This window comes from Mesorhizobium sp. P2_H9 (assembly GCF_056403215.1).
On sequence record NZ_JBFUFX010000003.1, the window covers coordinates 273,400 to 290,297 of the forward strand.

A 16,898-nucleotide genomic window follows, 5' to 3' on the forward strand; every position below is an offset into this window, starting at 1 on the left:
CGCGCCTCACTTCTTCGTCGACACCGCGATGATCGGCCCCGCCGGATAGGTCCCGCCGACGATCATTCTCTGGCCATTCGACAATGCCGACACCGCGCCGTCGAAAAACAGCGCGTTGGGACAATTGAGCGCGTCGCGGAACAAGCGCGCGAAGCTGCCCAGGCTGACCTCCGAGCGCGAGATCGCCAGCACCACCGTATCGCCGTCACGCACGCCGACACCATTGCGGATGTAGCGCGAGGTGCCGTTGGCCTCGAAGCGCGGATGCAGCTGGCCGCCGATCACCAGCATCGGACCTGACTGGGTGGCGAAGGCAACGTCAGGCTGCGCAGCCGCATAGGCGTTGCTCTCCAGGATGGCCGCCCTACCGCCCTTGCCGATCAGGAACACGCCGTTCGGCTTGAGGAAGAAATTGCCTTCGGCGTCGGCCAGGTTGAGTAGCGCCTTTTCGCGTCCGTCCTCGACCAGGAGGCCAACCGGCGTCAGATCCTCGTGATACATGCCGGCGTTCATGGCGAGCAGCACCGGCCTGCCCTCGTCGGCCATCGCCTTGTCGAATTTATCCAGCGAACCGAAGGGTTTGCCGTTGGCACCGGCGTGGACGACGGCGATGTCATAGATGCGAAGATCGATCTCGCAGACGATGTAGGAAACCGCTTCGAAACTGAAATCCCGGCATGGCGCCGGCAGTTGGCCGCCGACGACGATGGGCGGGCGCTCCGGTTGCCGGAACCACCAGATCAAGGCCGTTGCCGCGACCAGAATACAGATCGGGATCGCCGCAAAATATCGTCTTTTCATCACGCCCCGGGATCAATGCGTTTGGCCCAACATCACGCCATGTTTTGCGCCATTTGCATGGCGGCGCGGCAAACATCTTGTTTCGGGCAACCTATGGGTTTATTTGATGGCTATGTTTCCAGCCTGACTCCCACAGGCGTGAAAGGATCGTCCATGAGCGGAATCAACGACTACATCGACAACGAAGTGAAGGGCAACGACGTCGTCCTTTTCATGAAGGGCACGCCCGGTTTCCCGCAATGCGGATTTTCCGGCCAGGTCGTGCAGATCCTCGATTACATCGGCGCCGACTACAAGGGCGTCGACGTGCTGACCTCGGCCGAGTTGCGGCAAGGCATCAAGGAATATTCCAACTGGCCGACGATCCCGCAGCTCTACGTCAAGGGTGAGTTCGTCGGCGGCTGCGACATTATCCGCGAGATGTTCCAGGCGGGCGAACTGCAGACGTTCCTCGTCGAAAAAGGCGTCAGCGTCAAAGGCGCGGCCTGACTTCCGTTTTGTGCATGTCGTTGTCCCAAAACCGCTGTACACTTTTGGGCGACATGCACTGAAAACGTCGGGGGTGCCCCCACCTCGGCAGACTGTTGCTCCCCGTTAGCGGGGCAAAGACGAATTCATGCGCCGGCCTTCCGGCGCATATTCGTTTGAACGATCGGACTTGCCGTGGACAACCAGACAGACGCGCCGCAACGGGCATTCAAGCTGCCCATTCCGCGCTGGGAATTTATCGCGCTGTGCGCGGCGCTGATGGCGCTGAACTCGCTGGCCATCGACATCATGTTGCCGGCACTGCAGCAGATCGGCGCGTCGCTTGGCGTCGAAAATGAAAATCACCGCCAGTATGTGATCACCGCCTATATTCTGGGCTTTGGCGGCGGCCAGCTCTTCTTCGGGCCGATCTCGGACCGTTTTGGCCGCCGTGCGCCGTTGGTCGCCGGCCTGATCATCTATGTGGCCGCGGCTGCCGCAGCCGCCATTTCACCAAGCTTTGAAACGCTTCTCATGTGCCGGGCCGTGCAGGGCCTTGGCGCCGCCGCCACCCGCGTTATCGCCGTCTCGATCGTGCGCGATACCTTTGACGGCCGGCGCATGGCCGAGGTGATGTCGCTGATCTTCATGGTGTTCATGGCCATCCCGGTCATTGCTCCTGGCATTGGCCAGTTCATCATGCTGTTTGCCACCTGGCACTGGATCTTCGTCACCATGGCGGTCGGTGCGCTGATCGTGTCGGCGTGGTCGCTGCTGCGTTTGCCCGAGACGCTGCATCCCGAATATCGCCGGCCGCTGACGGTCTCGTCCGTCATCGGCGGGTTCCGCATCGTGCTCACCAACCGCATCGCACTCTGCTATGCCTTCGCCAGCACCTTCGTCTTCGGGGCGATGTTCGGCTTCATCGCTTCGGCGCAGCAGATTTATGTCGACGTGTTCAATGTCGGCGAAATGTTCCCCGTCATCTTCGCCGGGGTGGCGGGCGTGCTCGCCTTCTCCAACTATTTGAACTCACGCCTGGTCGGACGTATCGGCATGCGCCGCCTGTCGCAGGGCGCGCTGCTGCTGTTTCTGGTCATCAGCCTTGCCTGGCTGGTCGTCTCACTGGAGATGAAGATGCCGCTCTGGCTGTTCGTCACCTTCTTCGCTTGCGCGATGGTGCCGTTCGGCGCGCTCGGCGCCAATTTCAACGCGCTGGCCATGGAACCGCTCGGGCAGCTGGCCGGCACGGCATCGTCGATCCTCGGCTTCATGCAGACCTTTTTGGGCGGCATCCTCGGTACGCTGATCGGTCAGGCTTTCAATGGCACGGTGACGCCGCTGGCCGCCGGCTTCTGCAGCGTGTCGGTTGCCGCATTGCTGATGATCTTCATCGCCGAGCGCGGCAAGATGTTCCAGCCGCACAACAAGCCGGTCTAGAGCCTGTTCCATCCCGATGGAATCGGGATGGGGCTCTATCATCTTGTTTGAGCATGATCTTTTCCGAAAACCGGTTCCCACTTTTCGGGATCATGCTCTAGGATGCCCCCTCACGCGCTGCCGTGAAGCGAGGAAACAGCGGACGTCCCGCGATTGCCCCGCCCATGCTCTTCGAAAGGGGCAGCGGCAGAGCCTTGTCGAGAGCCGCGAGGACGGAAGCCACGAAGGCCCGGTTGAGCGGGCCATCGTTGCCGAGATGAGAGTAGGTGGCGCGAGGCTTGCCCATCAGCGTGCCGTTTTGGCGAATTGAAAAACTCAGTGTCAACGTCATGCCCGCGGTTCCGGGCGGCGGCTGCCAACAGGCATAGATCGCGGCGAACATCTCGTCCATTGTGTCGACGGGATCGGGACTGTGACACGCGCGTTCCTGCGATCTCGCCCCGGTGACACCTGCGACCGAGGCAATGGCAAGGACCGTAGCGGCAATCGCCGAGCGAGGTTTCATCGCGGGTCTCCGGTCTCGGCCTAAAGCGCGCCGCGCGCTTTAGGTCTTTGTTTCATGCATGTCGTGCTCCCAAAACCGGGGCCACTTTTGGGCAACATGCATTGGCCGGCTATTGCGCCCAGAGTTCGCGGCGGATTTCGCGCCAGCTTTCCTCGTCCGGCGCGACGAGGATGCCGCCGTCAAGATGCGACGGCAGATAGGCGCTGCCGTCGATGCGCCTTGTGTACCCGCCGGCCTCGGCGTGGATCAGCACGCCGGCCAGATGGTCCCAAGGCATCAGCTTGTTGTAGACGACGAAATGGGCGTGGCCGCTCGCCAGCAGGCGGTATTCGTGCGCCGCACAGCGATAGCCGAACTGCGACAGGCTCTTGGTCTGATTGCGCGCCAGCCGCGACCGCTCCGGCTCCGGCATGTACTGCCAGGACACCGCGCCGGTCGTTTGCGACATCGGTACCGGCTTAGCGACATGCACCTTCTCCAGGCTGCCATACGCATGCCTGATGTGGCTTCCGGCCCCTCTGGCGCCGATCAGCCAGTCCTTGCCGACCGGATCGTGAATGATGCCGGCAACGGTCTCGCCCTTGACGACGACGCCCAGCATGACCCCGAACAACGGCACGCCGGAAGCGAAGTTGAAGGTGCCGTCGACCGGGTCGATGACGAAGGCGAGTTCGGCATCGCCGAGTCCCCTAAGCAGCGCCGGATCGTCCGAGCAGGCTTCCTCGCCGACGATCACCGCCTGGGGGTAGCGCTGACGCAGCCTGGCGGTGATCAGCCGCTCGGCATTGACGTCCGCCTCGGTCACCAGATCGGCGGCCGAAGTCTTCTGGCGGATGTCGCCCTCACCCAGTCGGCGAAAGCGCGGCATGATCTCGGTCCTGGCTGCATCGGCGAGAAGCTCGGCAAGCCAGTCGATAGCTTGGTCGTCAAATGTCATCGGAAAGGTCAAGTCCTGTGCTGAGGTCGCCATTGAGGGCGGCAAAGTCGAACAGTTTGCGGTCGAGCAGATGCGACGGCCTGGTGTTGGACAGCGCGCGAAGCATCGTGTCCTTGCGGCCGGGCATGCGCTTTTCCATGTCGTTGAGCATCGCTTTCATGGCATTGCGCTGCAGGCCTTCCTGGCTGCCGCAGAGATCGCACGGAATGATCGGGAACTTCATGGCGCCGGCGAATTTTTCGAGATCGGGCTCGGCGCAATAGCTGAGCGGCCTTAGCACCATGACGTCGCCTTCGTCGTTGAGCAGCTTTGGCGGCATGGCGGCGAGACGGCCGCCATGGAACAGGTTCATGAAGAAGGTTTCCAGAATGTCCTCGCGATGATGGCCGAGCACCAGCGCCGAACAGCCTTCCTCGCGCGCAATACGGTAGAGATGGCCGCGCCTCAGCCGCGAGCACAGCGAACAATAGGTGCTGCCCTGGGGCAGCTTGTCGGTTACCACCGAATAGGTGTCCTGATATTCGATGCGGTGAGGAATGCCGTATTTTTCGAGATAATCAGGCAGAATGTGTTTTGGGAAATTCGGTTGGCCCTGGTCGAGATTGCAGGCCAACAGATCGACCGGCAGCAGGCCGCGCCATTTGAGATCAAGCAGCACGGCGAGCAGCCCGTAGGAATCCTTGCCGCCAGACAAAGCGACCAGCCAGCGGTCGCCGGGTCTGACCATGGCGAAATCCTCGATCGCCTGGCGGGTAAGCCGCAACAGCCGTTTGCGCAGCTTGTTGAACTCGACGGAGGACGGCACGTCGGCAAACAGCGGATGAAAACCGCCTTCGGCCTCAGTGATCGGTTCCAATGATTCGACGTCTGGCAGCATGTTCATGGCGCGTCGGCCCCGAAATCTCTGTTGCCGCCCGGATTAGCGGAGGTGGCGGACAAAGAAAAGGCCGCCTCGACGGGCGGCCTTCGATGGTGTCGTAAAATGGGGTCGATCAGCGCGAATAGAATTCGACGACCAGGTTCGGTTCCATCTGCACGGCGAAGGGAACGTCGGCCAGGCCGGGGATGCGCGCGAAGGTGGCGACCATCTTGTTGTGATCGGCATCGATGTAGTCCGGCACGTCGCGCTCGGCGAGACCGACCGATTCCAGCACGATGACGAGCTGCTTCGACTTCTCGCGCACTTCGACGACGTCGCCCGGCTTGCAACGGTACGAGCCGATGTTGACGCGCTTGCCGTTCACATTGACGTGGCCGTGGTTGACGAACTGACGGGCAGCAAAAATGGTCGGCACGAACTTGGCGCGGTAGACGACCGCGTCGAGACGCGATTCGAGCAGGCCGATCAGGTTCTCCGAGGTGTCGCCCTTGCGGCGATCGGCCTCTTCATAGACCTTGCGGAACTGCTTTTCCGAAACGTCGCCATAGTGACCCTTCAGCTTCTGCTTGGCGCGCAGCTGCAGGCCGAAATCGGAAAGCTTGCCCTTGCGGCGCTGGCCGTGCTGGCCGGGGCCGTATTCACGCTTGTTGACCGGGGATTTTGGGCGGCCCCAGATATTTTCGCCGAGACGGCGGTCGATCTTGTACTTTGCGGATTCGCGCTTGCTCATCGCATTCCCTTTCAAAACAAACACACCCGGAACCTCATGGTCCGGGTGAAGGAAACGCGCCCTCCTCTGGCCTCCGTTTTCGAGGCCTGACAGGGTTTTCCCACGCAACGCGGCGGAAAACCCACGGGACACGTCAGTTCAAACAAGACCGGAAAATACAAACAGGTATCCGAGGTCTTGCGCATACAAAAAATACCACCGGACATTGCGGCCCGGTGTTGGCGCGGTGGTTAAACGGAGATTTAACCGGTGTCAAGCTTGTGAATGGCGCCGCGCGTCGCGACCGTATAGCATTTTCTGCGTTGAATACGGTGCCGGCTCTGGCGGGAAGTTGTCGCGCCAACGGCATCAGGAAGGGACTGGGAGTTAGAGGAGCCCGATTCTGATGAAGAAATTCTTCCTTTCGTTGGCAGGTGCGGCGGTACTGGCAGCATCGATGTCCGTTGCGGTGCCGGAGCCGGCAATGGCCCGGCATTGGCATGGTCACCGGCATCATCAGGTATGCCGCATCGTGGTCAAGAAGAAGGTAGTTTGGCGTCATGGCCACAAGCGCGTTATCCGTTACACGGTAAAGCGCTGCTGGTGGCGCTGGTAAGTCCGGCTTCGGCCTCCGAGGGGTGACAGCCCGATCAATTGAAGCCCGCGGTTTTAGCCGCGGGCTTTTTGATGGAACACCGCCTGGCGGAACACTGCGGGGCGACGTTATTTCGTTTGATTTCCTTCAATGCTTCGACTTCTTCTCGGGCAGGCCCTTGCGCTTGGTCTCGGCAAAATCCTCGAGCTGTTTTTCACTCATGGATTCGTACATTTCCTTGGAAGCGCCTTTGAGTTCGCTCTGCTTCGTCTCGCCACGTTTGGCGGACAGTGCCGCGCCGGCGGCCATTTGCTGGGCTTTCGATGTGGCTGGCATATCCGTTCCTCCTTTGCTGCCAGAAGAAACGTTGCGCCTCAGCGACGGTTCCAGCGCCGGCGGTTCAATTTCGTGTCTGCCCCGCCAGCAAATCGGCCTTCCCGCGTCCGGAACGCCAGTGTAGGACGACGCCATGAAATCGTTGACCGATCCCTCGCAAGCACTCGCTACCGGCCTAGCAAAAATCCGCACCGAGTTCCATGTGCCGGATGGATTTCCGGCAGTCGTAGTGGCAGCCGCAGAGGCGGCGGCCAAACGCGTGCCCACCCAGCATACCGATCGCACAACGATGCCCTTCGTCACGCTCGATCCGGCAAGCTCCACCGATCTTGATCAGGCGTTTTCAATCGAGGCAAGCGGCAGCGACCTTATGTTGCACTATGCCATTGCCGACGTAGCGTGGTTCGTCGAGGACGGCGACGCGATCGATCTCGAGGCCTGGACGCGGGGCGAGACCCTGTATTTGCCGGACGGCAAGGCCGGGCTTTACCCGCCAGTGATTGCCGAGGGTGCGGCGAGCTTGTTGCCCAACGGACCACGTCCGGCTGTTATCTTCACGGTTCGGATCGCCGAGGACGGAGGGGTAAAGCTGGACGGTGCTGAGCGGGCAATCATTCAAAGCCGCGCCAAGCTTGCCTATGACAGCGTGCGTGCCTCCGACGTTCCGGCCGGCTTCGCCGAAATTGCACGGCGCATGGCGGCAGCCGAAGAGCGTCGCGGCGCTTCCCGCGTCGACCCGCCCGAGCAGGAGGTGGAACAGCTTGCCGATGGCAAATTCCAGCTTTCTTTCAGACCGCTGCTACAATCCGAGCAGGACAACGCCGCGCTTTCGCTGGCCGCCAACATGGCGATTGCCGACGCCATGCTGGCACACCGGACCGGGCTGTTCCGGGTGATGGCGCCGCCGGACGCTTCCAAGGTGCAAAGACTGCGCAACGCGGCACGGGCTCTCGGCCTGTCCTGGCCGGCTTCGACCAGTTTGCCTGACTATCAGCGAACCCTCGATGCGAGCAACAAGCAACAGGCCGCGCTGATGCTGGAAATCCGCCGCGCCGGCTCCGGCGCGTCCTACCAACCCTATCAAGAAGGCGTTGTCCCCTGGCACGAGGCGATGGCCGCGACCTATGCCCACGCCACGGCGCCGCTGAGGCGGCTGGCCGACCGCTACGTCGTGCGCTGCACGCTGGCCATCGCCAACGGTCAGCCGGTGCCTCAGGCCGTTATCGAGGCGTTTGCCAGATTGCCCAAGGTTATGGGGCGCGCGGATGCCCGCGCCTCGCAGATCAATCACGCCGCCATCGACCTTGCCGAGGCAGTCATGCTGAAGGGACGCGAGGGCGAAACGTTCAAGGCCGTCGTCACCGACGTCGTCGATCAGCGTGTGCGCGTTCAGCTCTCAGACATGCCTGTCGTTGCCAACGTAAAGGCCTCCGGACCCAGACAAGGCGATGGCCTGACGCTAAGGCTCGTTTCGGCCGATCCGGATCAACGCAGTATCGTCTTCGCACCTGCCTAAATGTCTTTGTTTTTACGCAATTCCGGACGGAAAACCATTTCACACTTTTCCTGGAATTGCTCTAGCGCGCGCTCAGGCCAAAACCCTGCATCAGCCGGCGGGTGGCGAAATCCACCTTGCCGGAGGTGAAAACAGCGATGTCGGGCTCGCCGTCCGGCAGAGGGCCGTCTACAGGCGCAAGCAGCGACATGGCGCGCCGTGCGATCGCTTCAGCCGGATCGATCCAATCCACCGGCCAGGGCGCCGTCTTGCGCATGCGGTTGGCCAGGAAGGGATAGTGCGTGCAGCCCAGCACGACGATGTCGGTGCGGGCGCCGTCCTTTTCGACGAAGCACGGCGCGATTTCCTGGCGCACGATCTCCTCGTCGACAAATCCCTGGCGCATGTAGATTTCGGCCAGCGGGGCAAGTCGGTCTGAACCGACCAGCCGCACATGGCACTTCTGCGCCCATTTTCCGATCAGATCGCGCGTGTATTGGCGCTTCACGGTGCCGGGCGTCGCCAGCACGGAAACCAGACCCGAGCGCGTGCGCTCTGCCGCCGGCTTGATCGCCGGCACCGTGCCGACAAAGGGATGTCCGGGAAATTTCTCGCGCAGCGCATCGATCACCAGCGTCGAGGCAGTGTTGCAGGGAATGACCGAGATTTCCGGCTGGAATTTGTCCAGCAGCGCGCCGAACAGGCCGAGGATGTGAGCTTTGAGCGCTGGCTCCTCCCAGGCGCCATAGGGAAAGGCGGCGTCGTCGGCGACATAGATGAAGCGGCGGTCGGGCATCAGCACGCGCGCCTCGCGCAGCACGGTGAGGCCACCGATGCCGGAATCGAACATCAGGATCGGGCGGGCGTCTGATGGAACGGTCATTGTGCTTGGATCACGAGAAGAAGCTGAGGAATCAGGAGAAGAGGCTGGCTGCGGCGCTTCTATCTGGAACGATCATGGCCTTGAAGTGGCGAGACGCTCACACAAGACCGCGCTTGCCGAAGCCGCCGGGCCGAGGACGAGCGTTTGGACCTGTCGGTCGCGACGGCGCCGGTCGCGTGGCAGAGGTGGAAGCCGACGAAGCGGTGGGGGCGGCCGGCGACGAATACAATCTCGAATTCATGTTGCCGAGCGGTGCGGCCGGTTCGTCGAAATCAAAGACCGACGCCAACTCGTTGAGGTCGACACCTGCTGGCTTCGCCATCAGAATTGTGCACCAAAGGCCAAAAATCGAGAACCCGAGCAGGTTCAGGCCTGAATTGAAATCTTCAGCATCGAAATCATAAACCAGGACCGTGCCCGCCTGCAGAAACGCAAAGATGGCGGAAAACACGATGTAGCCCCACAGGATCCAATTCGATCCTTGCGCGTCGCGGCTACGGCGCCACGCGAAGTTGGCGCGAAACAGCACGACTACCAGCGAAACCACCAGGATCGCCGCGGCCACCCCTTCCCGGCCCGGACCAGGTTTCGAGTTGGCCAGTCCATCAAAGCCGATGGTGACCGAAATGCACAACACCACTGCCACTATTTCCGCGACCAGCACGGCCGCAGAATAGGAGAAGAAGCGCAGACGGCCGATATTTGAAGCAAACATCCCAGAGCCCATCGTTTTCACGACAATGGGCCTAACCGGATAAAATTCGGTTACCGGTGACGTAGGGGAATGCCTAGTCTTTGTCCGCGGCTTTTCTGGCACGCGCAGCCGCTGCCGGGAGCCGTCTCGGATCATCTCCCGGCGAGCCGTCGCCGCGCGGCATTGCCGGTGAAAACCTGTCCAGCGATGAGATGATGCCGCGCAACACCTTGAGTTCCGGCTCGGCGAAGCCGGCGCGCGTCAGCACCGCGCGCAGATTGTCGACCATCTTCGGCTTCTTCGGCGCCGGGCGAAAATAGCCGCGCGCTTCGAGCGCGCCTTCCAGATAGGCGAACAGGCCGTGCAGCTCTTCCTTGCTTGCCGGCTTCATCTCAGGGCCGGCAAAGTTGGTTTTGGTCTCGTCTTCCAGACCGGACTTCATCCACTCATAGGACATCAGCAAAGCCGCCTGGGCGATGTTGAGCGAGGAGAAATCAGGATCCACCGGAAAGGTGACGATCTCGTCGGCCAGGCCGACCTCGTCATTGTAGAGCCCAAAACGCTCGCGGCCGAACAGGATGCCGGTGCGCTGCCCCATGCCGTGACGGGCGCGGAGCACCCTGCCCGCCTCCACCGGACCGCGCACGGATTTGAAGCCGTCTCGCTGCCTGGCCGTGGTGGCGACGACAAAGTTGAGGTCGGCGATCGCCGAGGCCAGATCGTCGAAGACAGTGACGGCATCGATGACATGGTCGGCGCGGCTGGCAGCGGCGCGTGCCTTTTCGCTCGGCCAGCCATCGCGCGGATTGACCAGGCGCAATTCGGCCAGGCCGAAATTGGCCATGGCGCGCGCCACCATGCCGATGTTCTCGCCAAGCTGCGGCTCGACGAGGATGATCGCCGGCCCAGCGGCGGGAATTTTGTCGGGCTCTACCTGGGCTGTCATGGTCTCAATGAACTGCGGTTTGCGGCATTTCAGCGTCCCCTGCCACATTCGGCCGCGAAAATGAAGCTTTCGCAAGGAACGATCGGCGGTGACGGATGGGCCCTACAGGGCGGATCGCCGTTTGCGCGGTCAAAAATGCTTTGATATACGGGCCGCATCCCCGGCCGAAAGCCATGCGGGCAAGGCCGTTCCGATCCCCCAGCAACGAGGCATTCTTTCCATGGCGAAGATCAAGGTGGCGAACCCGGTCGTCGAACTCGACGGCGACGAGATGACCCGCATCATCTGGCAGTTCATCAAGGACAAATTGATCCACCCCTATCTCGACCTGAAACTTGAATATTACGACCTCGGCATCGAGCACCGCGACGCCACCAACGACCAGGTGACCATCGATTCCGCCAACGCCATCAAGAAGTACGGCGTCGGCGTGAAATGCGCGACGATCACCCCTGACGAGCAGCGCGTCGAGGAATTCAAGCTTAAGAAGATGTGGAAGTCGCCGAACGGCACCATCCGCAACATTCTGGGCGGCACCATCTTCCGCGAGCCGATCATCATGAAGAACGTGCCACGGCTGGTGCCCGGCTGGACCAAGCCGATCATCGTCGGCCGCCATGCCTTCGGCGACCAGTATCGCGCCACCGATTTCCGCTTCCCGGGCAAGGGCAAGCTGACGATCAAGTTCGTCGGCGAGGACGGCAAGGTAATCGAGCACGATGTCTATGACGCACCGGGCGCCGGCGTCGCCATGGCCATGTACAATCTCGACGACTCGATCCGCGAGTTCGCCCGCGCCTCGCTGAATTACGGCCTGCTGCGCAACTATCCGGTCTATCTCTCGACCAAGAACACCATCCTCAAGGCCTATGACGGCCGCTTCAAGGACATTTTCCAGGAAGTCTACGAGGCCGAGTTCGAGGCCGAATTCAAGTCGAAGAAGCTGTGGTACGAGCACCGGCTGATCGACGACATGGTGGCCTCCAGCCTGAAATGGTCGGGCGGCTATGTCTGGGCCTGCAAGAACTATGACGGCGACGTCCAGTCCGACACGGTTGCGCAAGGGTTTGGCTCGCTCGGCCTGATGACCTCGGTGCTGATGACGCCGGACGGCAAGACGGTGGAAGCGGAAGCCGCGCACGGCACCGTCACCCGCCACTATCGCCAGCACCAGAAGGGCGAGGAAACCTCGACCAACTCGATCGCCTCGATCTTTGCCTGGACGCGTGGCCTCGCCCACCGCGCCAAGCTCGACGACAATGCCGACCTGAAGCGCTTTTCGGAAACATTGGAAAAGGTCTGCATCCAGACGGTCGAGTCCGGCTTCATGACCAAGGATCTGTCGCTGCTGATCGGCCCCGACCAGCCCTGGCTGTCGACCACTGGTTTCCTCGACAAGATCGACGAGAACCTGCAGAAGGCGATGGCCTGACCGGCAAGCGACATGGGCAAGCCCATCGCCTACGGGGCGGACTACAGCGTCTATGTGCGCATCGTCCGCCTCGCGCTTGAGGAAAAGGGCGTCGACTACCAGCTCGTGCCGGTCGATGTCTTTGCCGTTGAGGGCATTCCCGGCTGGTATTTCGAGCATCATCCATTCGGCCGCATCCCGGCTTTCGAGCATGACGGCTTTCGCCTGTTTGAAAGCAGCGCGATTGCCCGCTACGTCGACGAGGCTTTTGACGGCCCGCCGTTGCAGCCCGAGGAGCCACGCGCCCGCGCAACGATGAACCAGATCATCGGAATGCTCGACGCCTATGGCTACCGGTCCATGGTCTGGGATGTCGCCGTCGAGCGGCTGGAGAAGGCGGCGCCCGACGAGGTCCTGATCGCCAGCGGACTGCTGCAGGCCGAAACGGTGCTGAAGGTGCTCACCTCACTCAAGGCTCCGGGGCCGTGGCTGCTCGGCGATCGGCTGACGCTGGCCGACCTGCATGCGGCACCCATTGTCGCCTATTTCGTCAAGGTTTCGGAAGGGCAGAGGCTGCTGGCCGAGTTTCCTGAGATCCAGGATTGGTGGACGCGCATTGCGGCGAGTGCGAGCTTCCTCGTCACGGAAAAGGCTGACTGACAGCCAGGGCTCGGCAAACGAACCCTGGCCAGCCGATCAGGCTGCTTCCAGCGCAGCCTTCACCGCAGCGATCGCATCATTGGCCTTCGAGGCATCCGGGCCACCGGCCTGGGCCATATCGGGGCGGCCGCCGCCGCCCTGCCCGCCCAAGGCGGCCGAGGCCACGCGCACCAGATCGACGGCGCTGAAACGGCCGACAAGGTCATCGGTGACAGCGACCACGACGCTCGCCTTGTTGTCTTCGCCGGCGCCGACGAAAACCACCACGCCGGAGCCGAGCGATGTCTTGCCGGCATCGGCCAGCGGCTTCAAATCCTTCGGCGAGACGCCCGAAACCGCCTTGCCGAGGAATCCGACACCGGCGACGGTCTCGTTTTCGGCCGGCGCACCGGCCGCCGCGCCGCCACCCAGCGCCAGCTTCTTGCGCGCCTCGGTCAGTTCCTTTTCGAGCTTCTTGCGCTCGTCGAGCAGCGCTTCGACACGCGCCGGTACGTCGGCCGGCGAAATCTTCAGCGTCGCGGCGGTGGCCTTCAGCCGGCGATCCTGCTCATCGAGATATTTTCGCGCGGCTTCGCCGGTCAACGCCTCGATGCGGCGCACGCCGGCGGCGACCGCGCTGTCGGAGACGACACGCACCAGACCGATATCGCCGGTCGCCCTGACATGCGTGCCGCCGCAAAGCTCGACCGAATAGGGCCGGTTGGCCTTGGCGCCGTGCACGCCGGTGCCCATCGACACGACGCGCACCTCATCGCCGTATTTTTCGCCAAACAGCGCCATGGCGCCTTCGGCAATGGCGTCGTCGACCGACATCAGGCGCGTCGACACCGGACTGTTCTGGACGACGATCTCGTTGGCCATGCGCTCGACCTCTTCGAGATCCTCCGGCGAAATCGGCTTGTTGTGCGAGATGTCGAAGCGCAGCCGCTCGGGCGCGACCAGCGAGCCCTTCTGCGCGACGTGAGTCCCCAACACCTCGCGCAGCGCCTCATGGATCAGATGCGTCGCGGAGTGGTTGGCGCGCAGCCTGGAGCGGCGCGCATGGTCGACCTTCAGCTCGACGGTCGCGCCCGTCTTGACGCTGCCGCTGGCCACCTTGCCGAGATGGACGAACAGCCCATCGGCCTTCTTCTGCGTATCGGAGATCTCGATCGAGAACCCTTCGCCTGAAATGATTCCGGTGTCGCCCATCTGGCCACCGGACTCGGCGTAGAACGGCGTCTGGTTGACGACCACCGCAACCGCCTCGCCCTTGCTGGCGCTGTCGATGGTCTTGCCGTCCCTGACAAGCGCCTGGATGAGGCCTTCCGCAGCTTCTGTCTCGTAGCCGAGGAACTCGGTGGCGCCCGCCTTCTCGCGCACCGAAAACCAGACCGTCTCGGTGGCCGCGTCGCCGGAACCGGCCCAATGCTTGCGCGCCTCGGCCTTCTGCCGCTCCATCGCATCGGTGAAGCCGGCAAGATTGACCGAGATGTTGCGCTGGCGCAGCGCGTCCTGCGTCAGATCGAGCGGGAAGCCATAGGTGTCGTAGAGCTTGAACGCGGTTTCGCCGTCCAGCATGTCGCCGGCACCGAGCGTTTCCGTCGCCTCTGAGAGCAGGCCGAGGCCGCGCACCAGCGTCTTGCGAAACCTGGTTTCCTCGAGCTTCAGCGTCTCTGATATCAACTGTTCGCCGCGCACCAGTTCCGGATAGGCCTGACCCATCTCCCGCACCAGCGCCGGCACCAGGCGCCACATCAGCGGATCATGGGCGCCGAGCAACTGCGCATGGCGCATGGCGCGGCGCATGATGCGGCGCAGAACGTAGCCACGGCCTTCGTTCGACGGCAGCACGCCGTCGGCCACCAGGAACGAGGACGAACGCAGATGATCGGCAATGACGCGGAAGGATGCGACCGTCTCCTTGTCTGGACCGCGCCCGATGGCGGACGACGCCGCATCGATCAGATGCTTGAACAGATCGGTTTCAAAGACGCTTTCCACCCCTTGCAGGATGGATGCCATGCGCTCCAGGCCCATGCCGGTATCGATCGACGGACGCGGCAGGTCGATGCGCTCCTGCTTCGTCACCTGCTCATACTGCATGAAGACCAGGTTCCAGAATTCGAGGAAGCGGTCGCCATCCTCTTCCGGGCTGCCGGGAGGGCCGCCCCAGATGTGCTCGCCGCGGTCGATGAAGATCTCCGAGCACGGCCCGCACGGTCCGGTGTCGCCCATCGCCCAGAAATTGTCCGAGGTCGCGATGCGAATGATGCGATCGTCGGAGAAGCCGGCGATCTTCTTCCAGAAGCCGGCCGCCTCATCGTCCGTGTGGTAGACGGTGACCAGCAGCTTGTCCTTGTCCAGCCCGAACTCCTTGGTGATCAGGTTCCAGGCAAGCTCGATGGCGCGCTCCTTGAAATAATCGCCAAAGGAGAAATTGCCGAGCATCTCGAAGAAGGTCAGATGGCGCGCGGTGTAGCCGACATTGTCGAGGTCGTTGTGCTTGCCACCGGCGCGAACGCTCTTCTGGGCGGTCGAGGCGCGCGAATAGGGCCGCTTCTCGAGACCGGTGAAGACATTCTTGAACTGCACCATGCCGGCATTGGTAAACATCAGCGTCGGATCGTTGCGCGGCACCAGCGGGCTCGACGCGACGATCTCGTGACCCTCCTTGCGGAAGTAGTCGAGAAATGTCGACCGGATCTCGTTCACGCCACTCATGAATGCTGCCTTTTCTAGGAGAGCCGCCGGTCGGCCCGGCGGAAAATAGATTTTTGCCCTTGGAGGACGGACTTGGCCTTTTAGCGGTCACACCGCAGCCTGTCCAGAAACACGGGATTGGTCCAAATCGCGGGCTTCGCGGGCCAGCCGAACCAGCCCTGCGGCGCCGCCCAAACACAAAACCGCCGGCTCAAGGCCGGCGGTTTGAAACGCATCGATACGCAAACTCAATCGGGATACGCGAACTCAAGAAGAACTCGGGCAGTGATTGCCCGCATCCTACATGGCGCCGGATTCTTCCTCGAAGCCGTCGTCTTCGCCACGTTCAGGGCCGCCATTTTCGAGGAATTTCTCGGCGATCAGCCCGGCATTCTGCCGCAGCGCCAACTCGATCTCGCGTGCCGTGTCGGGATTGTCGCGCAGGAACAGTTTTGCATTCTCGCGGCCTTGGCCGAGACGCTGCGAATTGTAGGAGAACCAGGCGCCTGACTTTTCGACCACGCCGGCTTTGACGCCGAGATCGACCAGCTCACCGGTCTTGGACACGCCTTCGCCATACATGATGTCGAATTCGACCACCTTGAAGGGCGGTGCCAGCTTGTTCTTGACCACCTTGACGCGGGTCTGGTTGCCGACGACCTCGTCGCGGTCCTTGACCGAACCGATGCGGCGGATGTCGAGACGCACCGAAGCATAGAATTTCAGCGCGTTGCCGCCGGTCGTGGTCTCGGGCGAACCGAACATGACGCCGATCTTCATGCGGATCTGGTTGATGAAGATGACCATGGTGTTGGAGCGCGAGATCGAGGCGGTCAGCTTGCGCAGCGCCTGGCTCATCAGGCGAGCCTGCAGGCCGGGCAGCGAATCGCCCATCTCGCCCTCGATTTCAGCGCGCGGCGTCAGCGCCGCCACCGAATCGACCACCAGCACGTCGATGGCGCCGGAGCGCACCAGCGTGTCGCAGATTTCCAGCGCCTGCTCGCCGGTGTCTGGCTGCGAGATCAGCAGATTTTCGAGATCGACGCCAAGCTTGCGGGCATAGACCGGATCAAGCGCGTGCTCGGCATCGACGAAGGCACAGATGCCGCCCTTCTTCTGGGCTTCGGCCACTGTGTGCAGGGCCAGCGTCGTCTTGCCCGAGCTTTCTGGCCCATAAATCTCGACGATGCGGCCGCGCGGCAGGCCGCCGACGCCAAGCGCGATGTCGAGGCCAAGCGAACCCGTCGGCACAGTTTCGATCTCGACGACCTGTTCGTTGGCGCCGAGCCGCATGATCGAGCCCTTGCCGAAGGCACGCTCGATTTGCGACAGCGCCGCATCCAGAGCCTTTGATTTGTCCACCGCTTTGTCCTCTACAAGCCGCAAAGAATTCTGAGCCATGATACATCACCCCTTGGTCGTCAATGAAGGCCGGACAATCCGTAATCCCTGCCCA

At 62.3% G+C, this 16,898-nt stretch carries 17 protein-coding genes; 6 read left to right on the forward strand and 11 right to left on the reverse strand.

The genetic code is table 11. The features are described 5' to 3' along the window. Window positions 1-6: 6 nt before the first annotated feature. The gene (locus AC1DXN_RS07280; RefSeq protein ID WP_477269375.1) at window positions 7-801 is read right to left on the reverse strand and encodes a phosphodiester glycosidase family protein; all 795 of its coding nucleotides are present in this window, start codon (window positions 799-801) and stop codon (window positions 7-9) included. A gap of 153 nt (window positions 802-954) precedes the next feature. Between AC1DXN_RS07280 and grxD the strand changes: the two genes are divergently transcribed. Continuing rightward, complete coding sequence (gene grxD / locus AC1DXN_RS07285) at window positions 955-1,290, forward strand: Grx4 family monothiol glutaredoxin (RefSeq protein ID WP_111542518.1); 336 nt, start codon at window positions 955-957, stop codon at window positions 1,288-1,290. A gap of 174 nt (window positions 1,291-1,464) precedes the next feature. Beyond that, complete coding sequence (locus tag AC1DXN_RS07290; protein WP_477242941.1) at window positions 1,465-2,709, forward strand: multidrug effflux MFS transporter; 1,245 nt, start codon at window positions 1,465-1,467, stop codon at window positions 2,707-2,709. Between the two features lie 97 nt (window positions 2,710-2,806). On the opposite strand, the gene AC1DXN_RS07295 is transcribed toward AC1DXN_RS07290, so the two are convergent. The 4 genes from AC1DXN_RS07295 to rpsD all read right to left on the reverse strand — a co-directional run bounded on the left by AC1DXN_RS07295 (window position 2,807) and on the right by rpsD (window position 5,761). Beyond that, entirely contained in the window at window positions 2,807-3,214 is a 408-nt protein-coding gene (locus tag AC1DXN_RS07295; protein WP_477269373.1) for a hypothetical protein, read from the reverse strand. A 109-nt stretch (window positions 3,215-3,323) separates the two neighbouring features. Next, entirely contained in the window at window positions 3,324-4,151 is an 828-nt protein-coding gene (locus tag AC1DXN_RS07300; protein WP_477269371.1) for an inositol monophosphatase family protein, read from the reverse strand. Then, complete coding sequence (gene ttcA / locus AC1DXN_RS07305; RefSeq protein WP_477269370.1) at window positions 4,141-5,034, reverse strand: tRNA 2-thiocytidine(32) synthetase TtcA; 894 nt, start codon at window positions 5,032-5,034, stop codon at window positions 4,141-4,143. Before ttcA ends, AC1DXN_RS07300 begins: the two co-directional genes overlap by 11 nt. A 109-nt stretch (window positions 5,035-5,143) precedes the next feature. After that, a complete protein-coding gene (gene rpsD / locus AC1DXN_RS07310; protein ID WP_006332867.1) occupies window positions 5,144-5,761 on the reverse strand; it encodes a 30S ribosomal protein S4 in 618 nt (205 codons plus the stop codon). A gap of 385 nt (window positions 5,762-6,146) precedes the next feature. Here rpsD and AC1DXN_RS07315 point away from each other — a divergent pair, with 385 nt between their 5' ends. Then, window positions 6,147-6,356, forward strand: coding sequence for a hypothetical protein (locus AC1DXN_RS07315; protein WP_477269368.1), 210 nt, complete (start codon window positions 6,147-6,149; stop codon window positions 6,354-6,356). Window positions 6,357-6,482: 126 nt separating this feature from the next. Here the strand turns inward: AC1DXN_RS07315 and AC1DXN_RS07320 are convergent, their stop codons facing one another. Further along, the gene (locus tag AC1DXN_RS07320; protein ID WP_477243118.1) at window positions 6,483-6,671 is read right to left on the reverse strand and encodes a DUF3008 family protein; all 189 of its coding nucleotides are present in this window, start codon (window positions 6,669-6,671) and stop codon (window positions 6,483-6,485) included. Between the two features lie 133 nt (window positions 6,672-6,804). On the opposite strand from AC1DXN_RS07320, the gene AC1DXN_RS07325 reads away from it, so the two are divergent. Then, the gene (locus tag AC1DXN_RS07325) at window positions 6,805-8,187 is read left to right on the forward strand and encodes an RNB domain-containing ribonuclease (RefSeq protein ID WP_477269366.1); all 1,383 of its coding nucleotides are present in this window, start codon (window positions 6,805-6,807) and stop codon (window positions 8,185-8,187) included. Between the two features lie 61 nt (window positions 8,188-8,248). Here the strand turns inward: AC1DXN_RS07325 and murI are convergent, their stop codons facing one another. The 3 genes from murI to AC1DXN_RS07340 all read right to left on the reverse strand — a co-directional run bounded on the left by murI (window position 8,249) and on the right by AC1DXN_RS07340 (window position 10,689). Then, a complete protein-coding gene (murI, locus tag AC1DXN_RS07330; RefSeq protein ID WP_477242935.1) occupies window positions 8,249-9,049 on the reverse strand; it encodes a glutamate racemase in 801 nt (266 codons plus the stop codon). Between the two features lie 97 nt (window positions 9,050-9,146). Further along, entirely contained in the window at window positions 9,147-9,785 is a 639-nt protein-coding gene (locus AC1DXN_RS07335; protein ID WP_477269364.1) for a hypothetical protein, read from the reverse strand. Between the two features lie 52 nt (window positions 9,786-9,837). Further along, window positions 9,838-10,689: an RNA methyltransferase gene (locus tag AC1DXN_RS07340; protein WP_477269362.1), complete on the reverse strand. Its 852-nt coding sequence runs from the start codon at window positions 10,687-10,689 to the stop codon at window positions 9,838-9,840. 220 nt (window positions 10,690-10,909) lie between these two features. On the opposite strand from AC1DXN_RS07340, the gene AC1DXN_RS07345 reads away from it, so the two are divergent. Both AC1DXN_RS07345 and AC1DXN_RS07350 read left to right on the forward strand, forming a co-directional pair. Beyond that, on the forward strand, window positions 10,910-12,121 hold the full coding sequence (locus AC1DXN_RS07345; RefSeq protein ID WP_477269360.1) for an NADP-dependent isocitrate dehydrogenase: 1,212 nt from the start codon (window positions 10,910-10,912) through the stop codon (window positions 12,119-12,121). 12 nt (window positions 12,122-12,133) lie between these two features. Beyond that, window positions 12,134-12,760 carry a glutathione S-transferase family protein gene (locus AC1DXN_RS07350; protein ID WP_477269358.1) on the forward strand — a complete coding sequence of 209 codons (627 nt, stop codon included), beginning with the start codon at window positions 12,134-12,136 and terminating at the stop codon, window positions 12,758-12,760. A gap of 36 nt (window positions 12,761-12,796) precedes the next feature. Here the strand turns inward: AC1DXN_RS07350 and alaS are convergent, their stop codons facing one another. Continuing rightward, the gene (gene alaS, locus AC1DXN_RS07355; protein ID WP_477269356.1) at window positions 12,797-15,463 is read right to left on the reverse strand and encodes an alanine--tRNA ligase; all 2,667 of its coding nucleotides are present in this window, start codon (window positions 15,461-15,463) and stop codon (window positions 12,797-12,799) included. A gap of 279 nt (window positions 15,464-15,742) precedes the next feature. After that, entirely contained in the window at window positions 15,743-16,843 is a 1,101-nt protein-coding gene (gene recA / locus AC1DXN_RS07360) for a recombinase RecA (RefSeq protein WP_112561417.1), read from the reverse strand. Window positions 16,844-16,898: the final 55 nt, after the last annotated feature.

Bases quoted from the DNA above. Each gene is read 5' to 3' on its own strand.
- AC1DXN_RS07280 (WP_477269375.1), bottom strand. From the start codon at position 801: ATGAAAAGACGATATTTTGCGGCGATCCCGATCTGTATTCTGGTCGCG.
- grxD (WP_111542518.1), top strand. From the start codon at position 955: ATGAGCGGAATCAACGACTACATCGACAACGAAGTGAAGGGCAACGAC.
- AC1DXN_RS07295 (WP_477269373.1), bottom strand. From the start codon at position 3,214: ATGAAACCTCGCTCGGCGATTGCCGCTACGGTCCTTGCCATTGCCTCG.
- AC1DXN_RS07300 (WP_477269371.1), bottom strand. From the start codon at position 4,151: ATGACATTTGACGACCAAGCTATCGACTGGCTTGCCGAGCTTCTCGCC.
- ttcA (WP_477269370.1), bottom strand. From the start codon at position 5,034: ATGAACATGCTGCCAGACGTCGAATCATTGGAACCGATCACTGAGGCC.
- rpsD (WP_006332867.1), bottom strand. From the start codon at position 5,761: ATGAGCAAGCGCGAATCCGCAAAGTACAAGATCGACCGCCGTCTCGGC.
- AC1DXN_RS07315 (WP_477269368.1), top strand. From the start codon at position 6,147: ATGAAGAAATTCTTCCTTTCGTTGGCAGGTGCGGCGGTACTGGCAGCA.
- AC1DXN_RS07320 (WP_477243118.1), bottom strand. From the start codon at position 6,671: ATGCCAGCCACATCGAAAGCCCAGCAAATGGCCGCCGGCGCGGCACTG.
- AC1DXN_RS07325 (WP_477269366.1), top strand. From the start codon at position 6,805: ATGAAATCGTTGACCGATCCCTCGCAAGCACTCGCTACCGGCCTAGCA.
- murI (WP_477242935.1), bottom strand. From the start codon at position 9,049: ATGACCGTTCCATCAGACGCCCGCCCGATCCTGATGTTCGATTCCGGC.
- AC1DXN_RS07340 (WP_477269362.1), bottom strand. From the start codon at position 10,689: ATGACAGCCCAGGTAGAGCCCGACAAAATTCCCGCCGCTGGGCCGGCG.
- AC1DXN_RS07345 (WP_477269360.1), top strand. From the start codon at position 10,910: ATGGCGAAGATCAAGGTGGCGAACCCGGTCGTCGAACTCGACGGCGAC.
- AC1DXN_RS07350 (WP_477269358.1), top strand. From the start codon at position 12,134: ATGGGCAAGCCCATCGCCTACGGGGCGGACTACAGCGTCTATGTGCGC.
- alaS (WP_477269356.1), bottom strand. From the start codon at position 15,463: ATGAGTGGCGTGAACGAGATCCGGTCGACATTTCTCGACTACTTCCGC.
- recA (WP_112561417.1), bottom strand. From the start codon at position 16,843: ATGGCTCAGAATTCTTTGCGGCTTGTAGAGGACAAAGCGGTGGACAAA.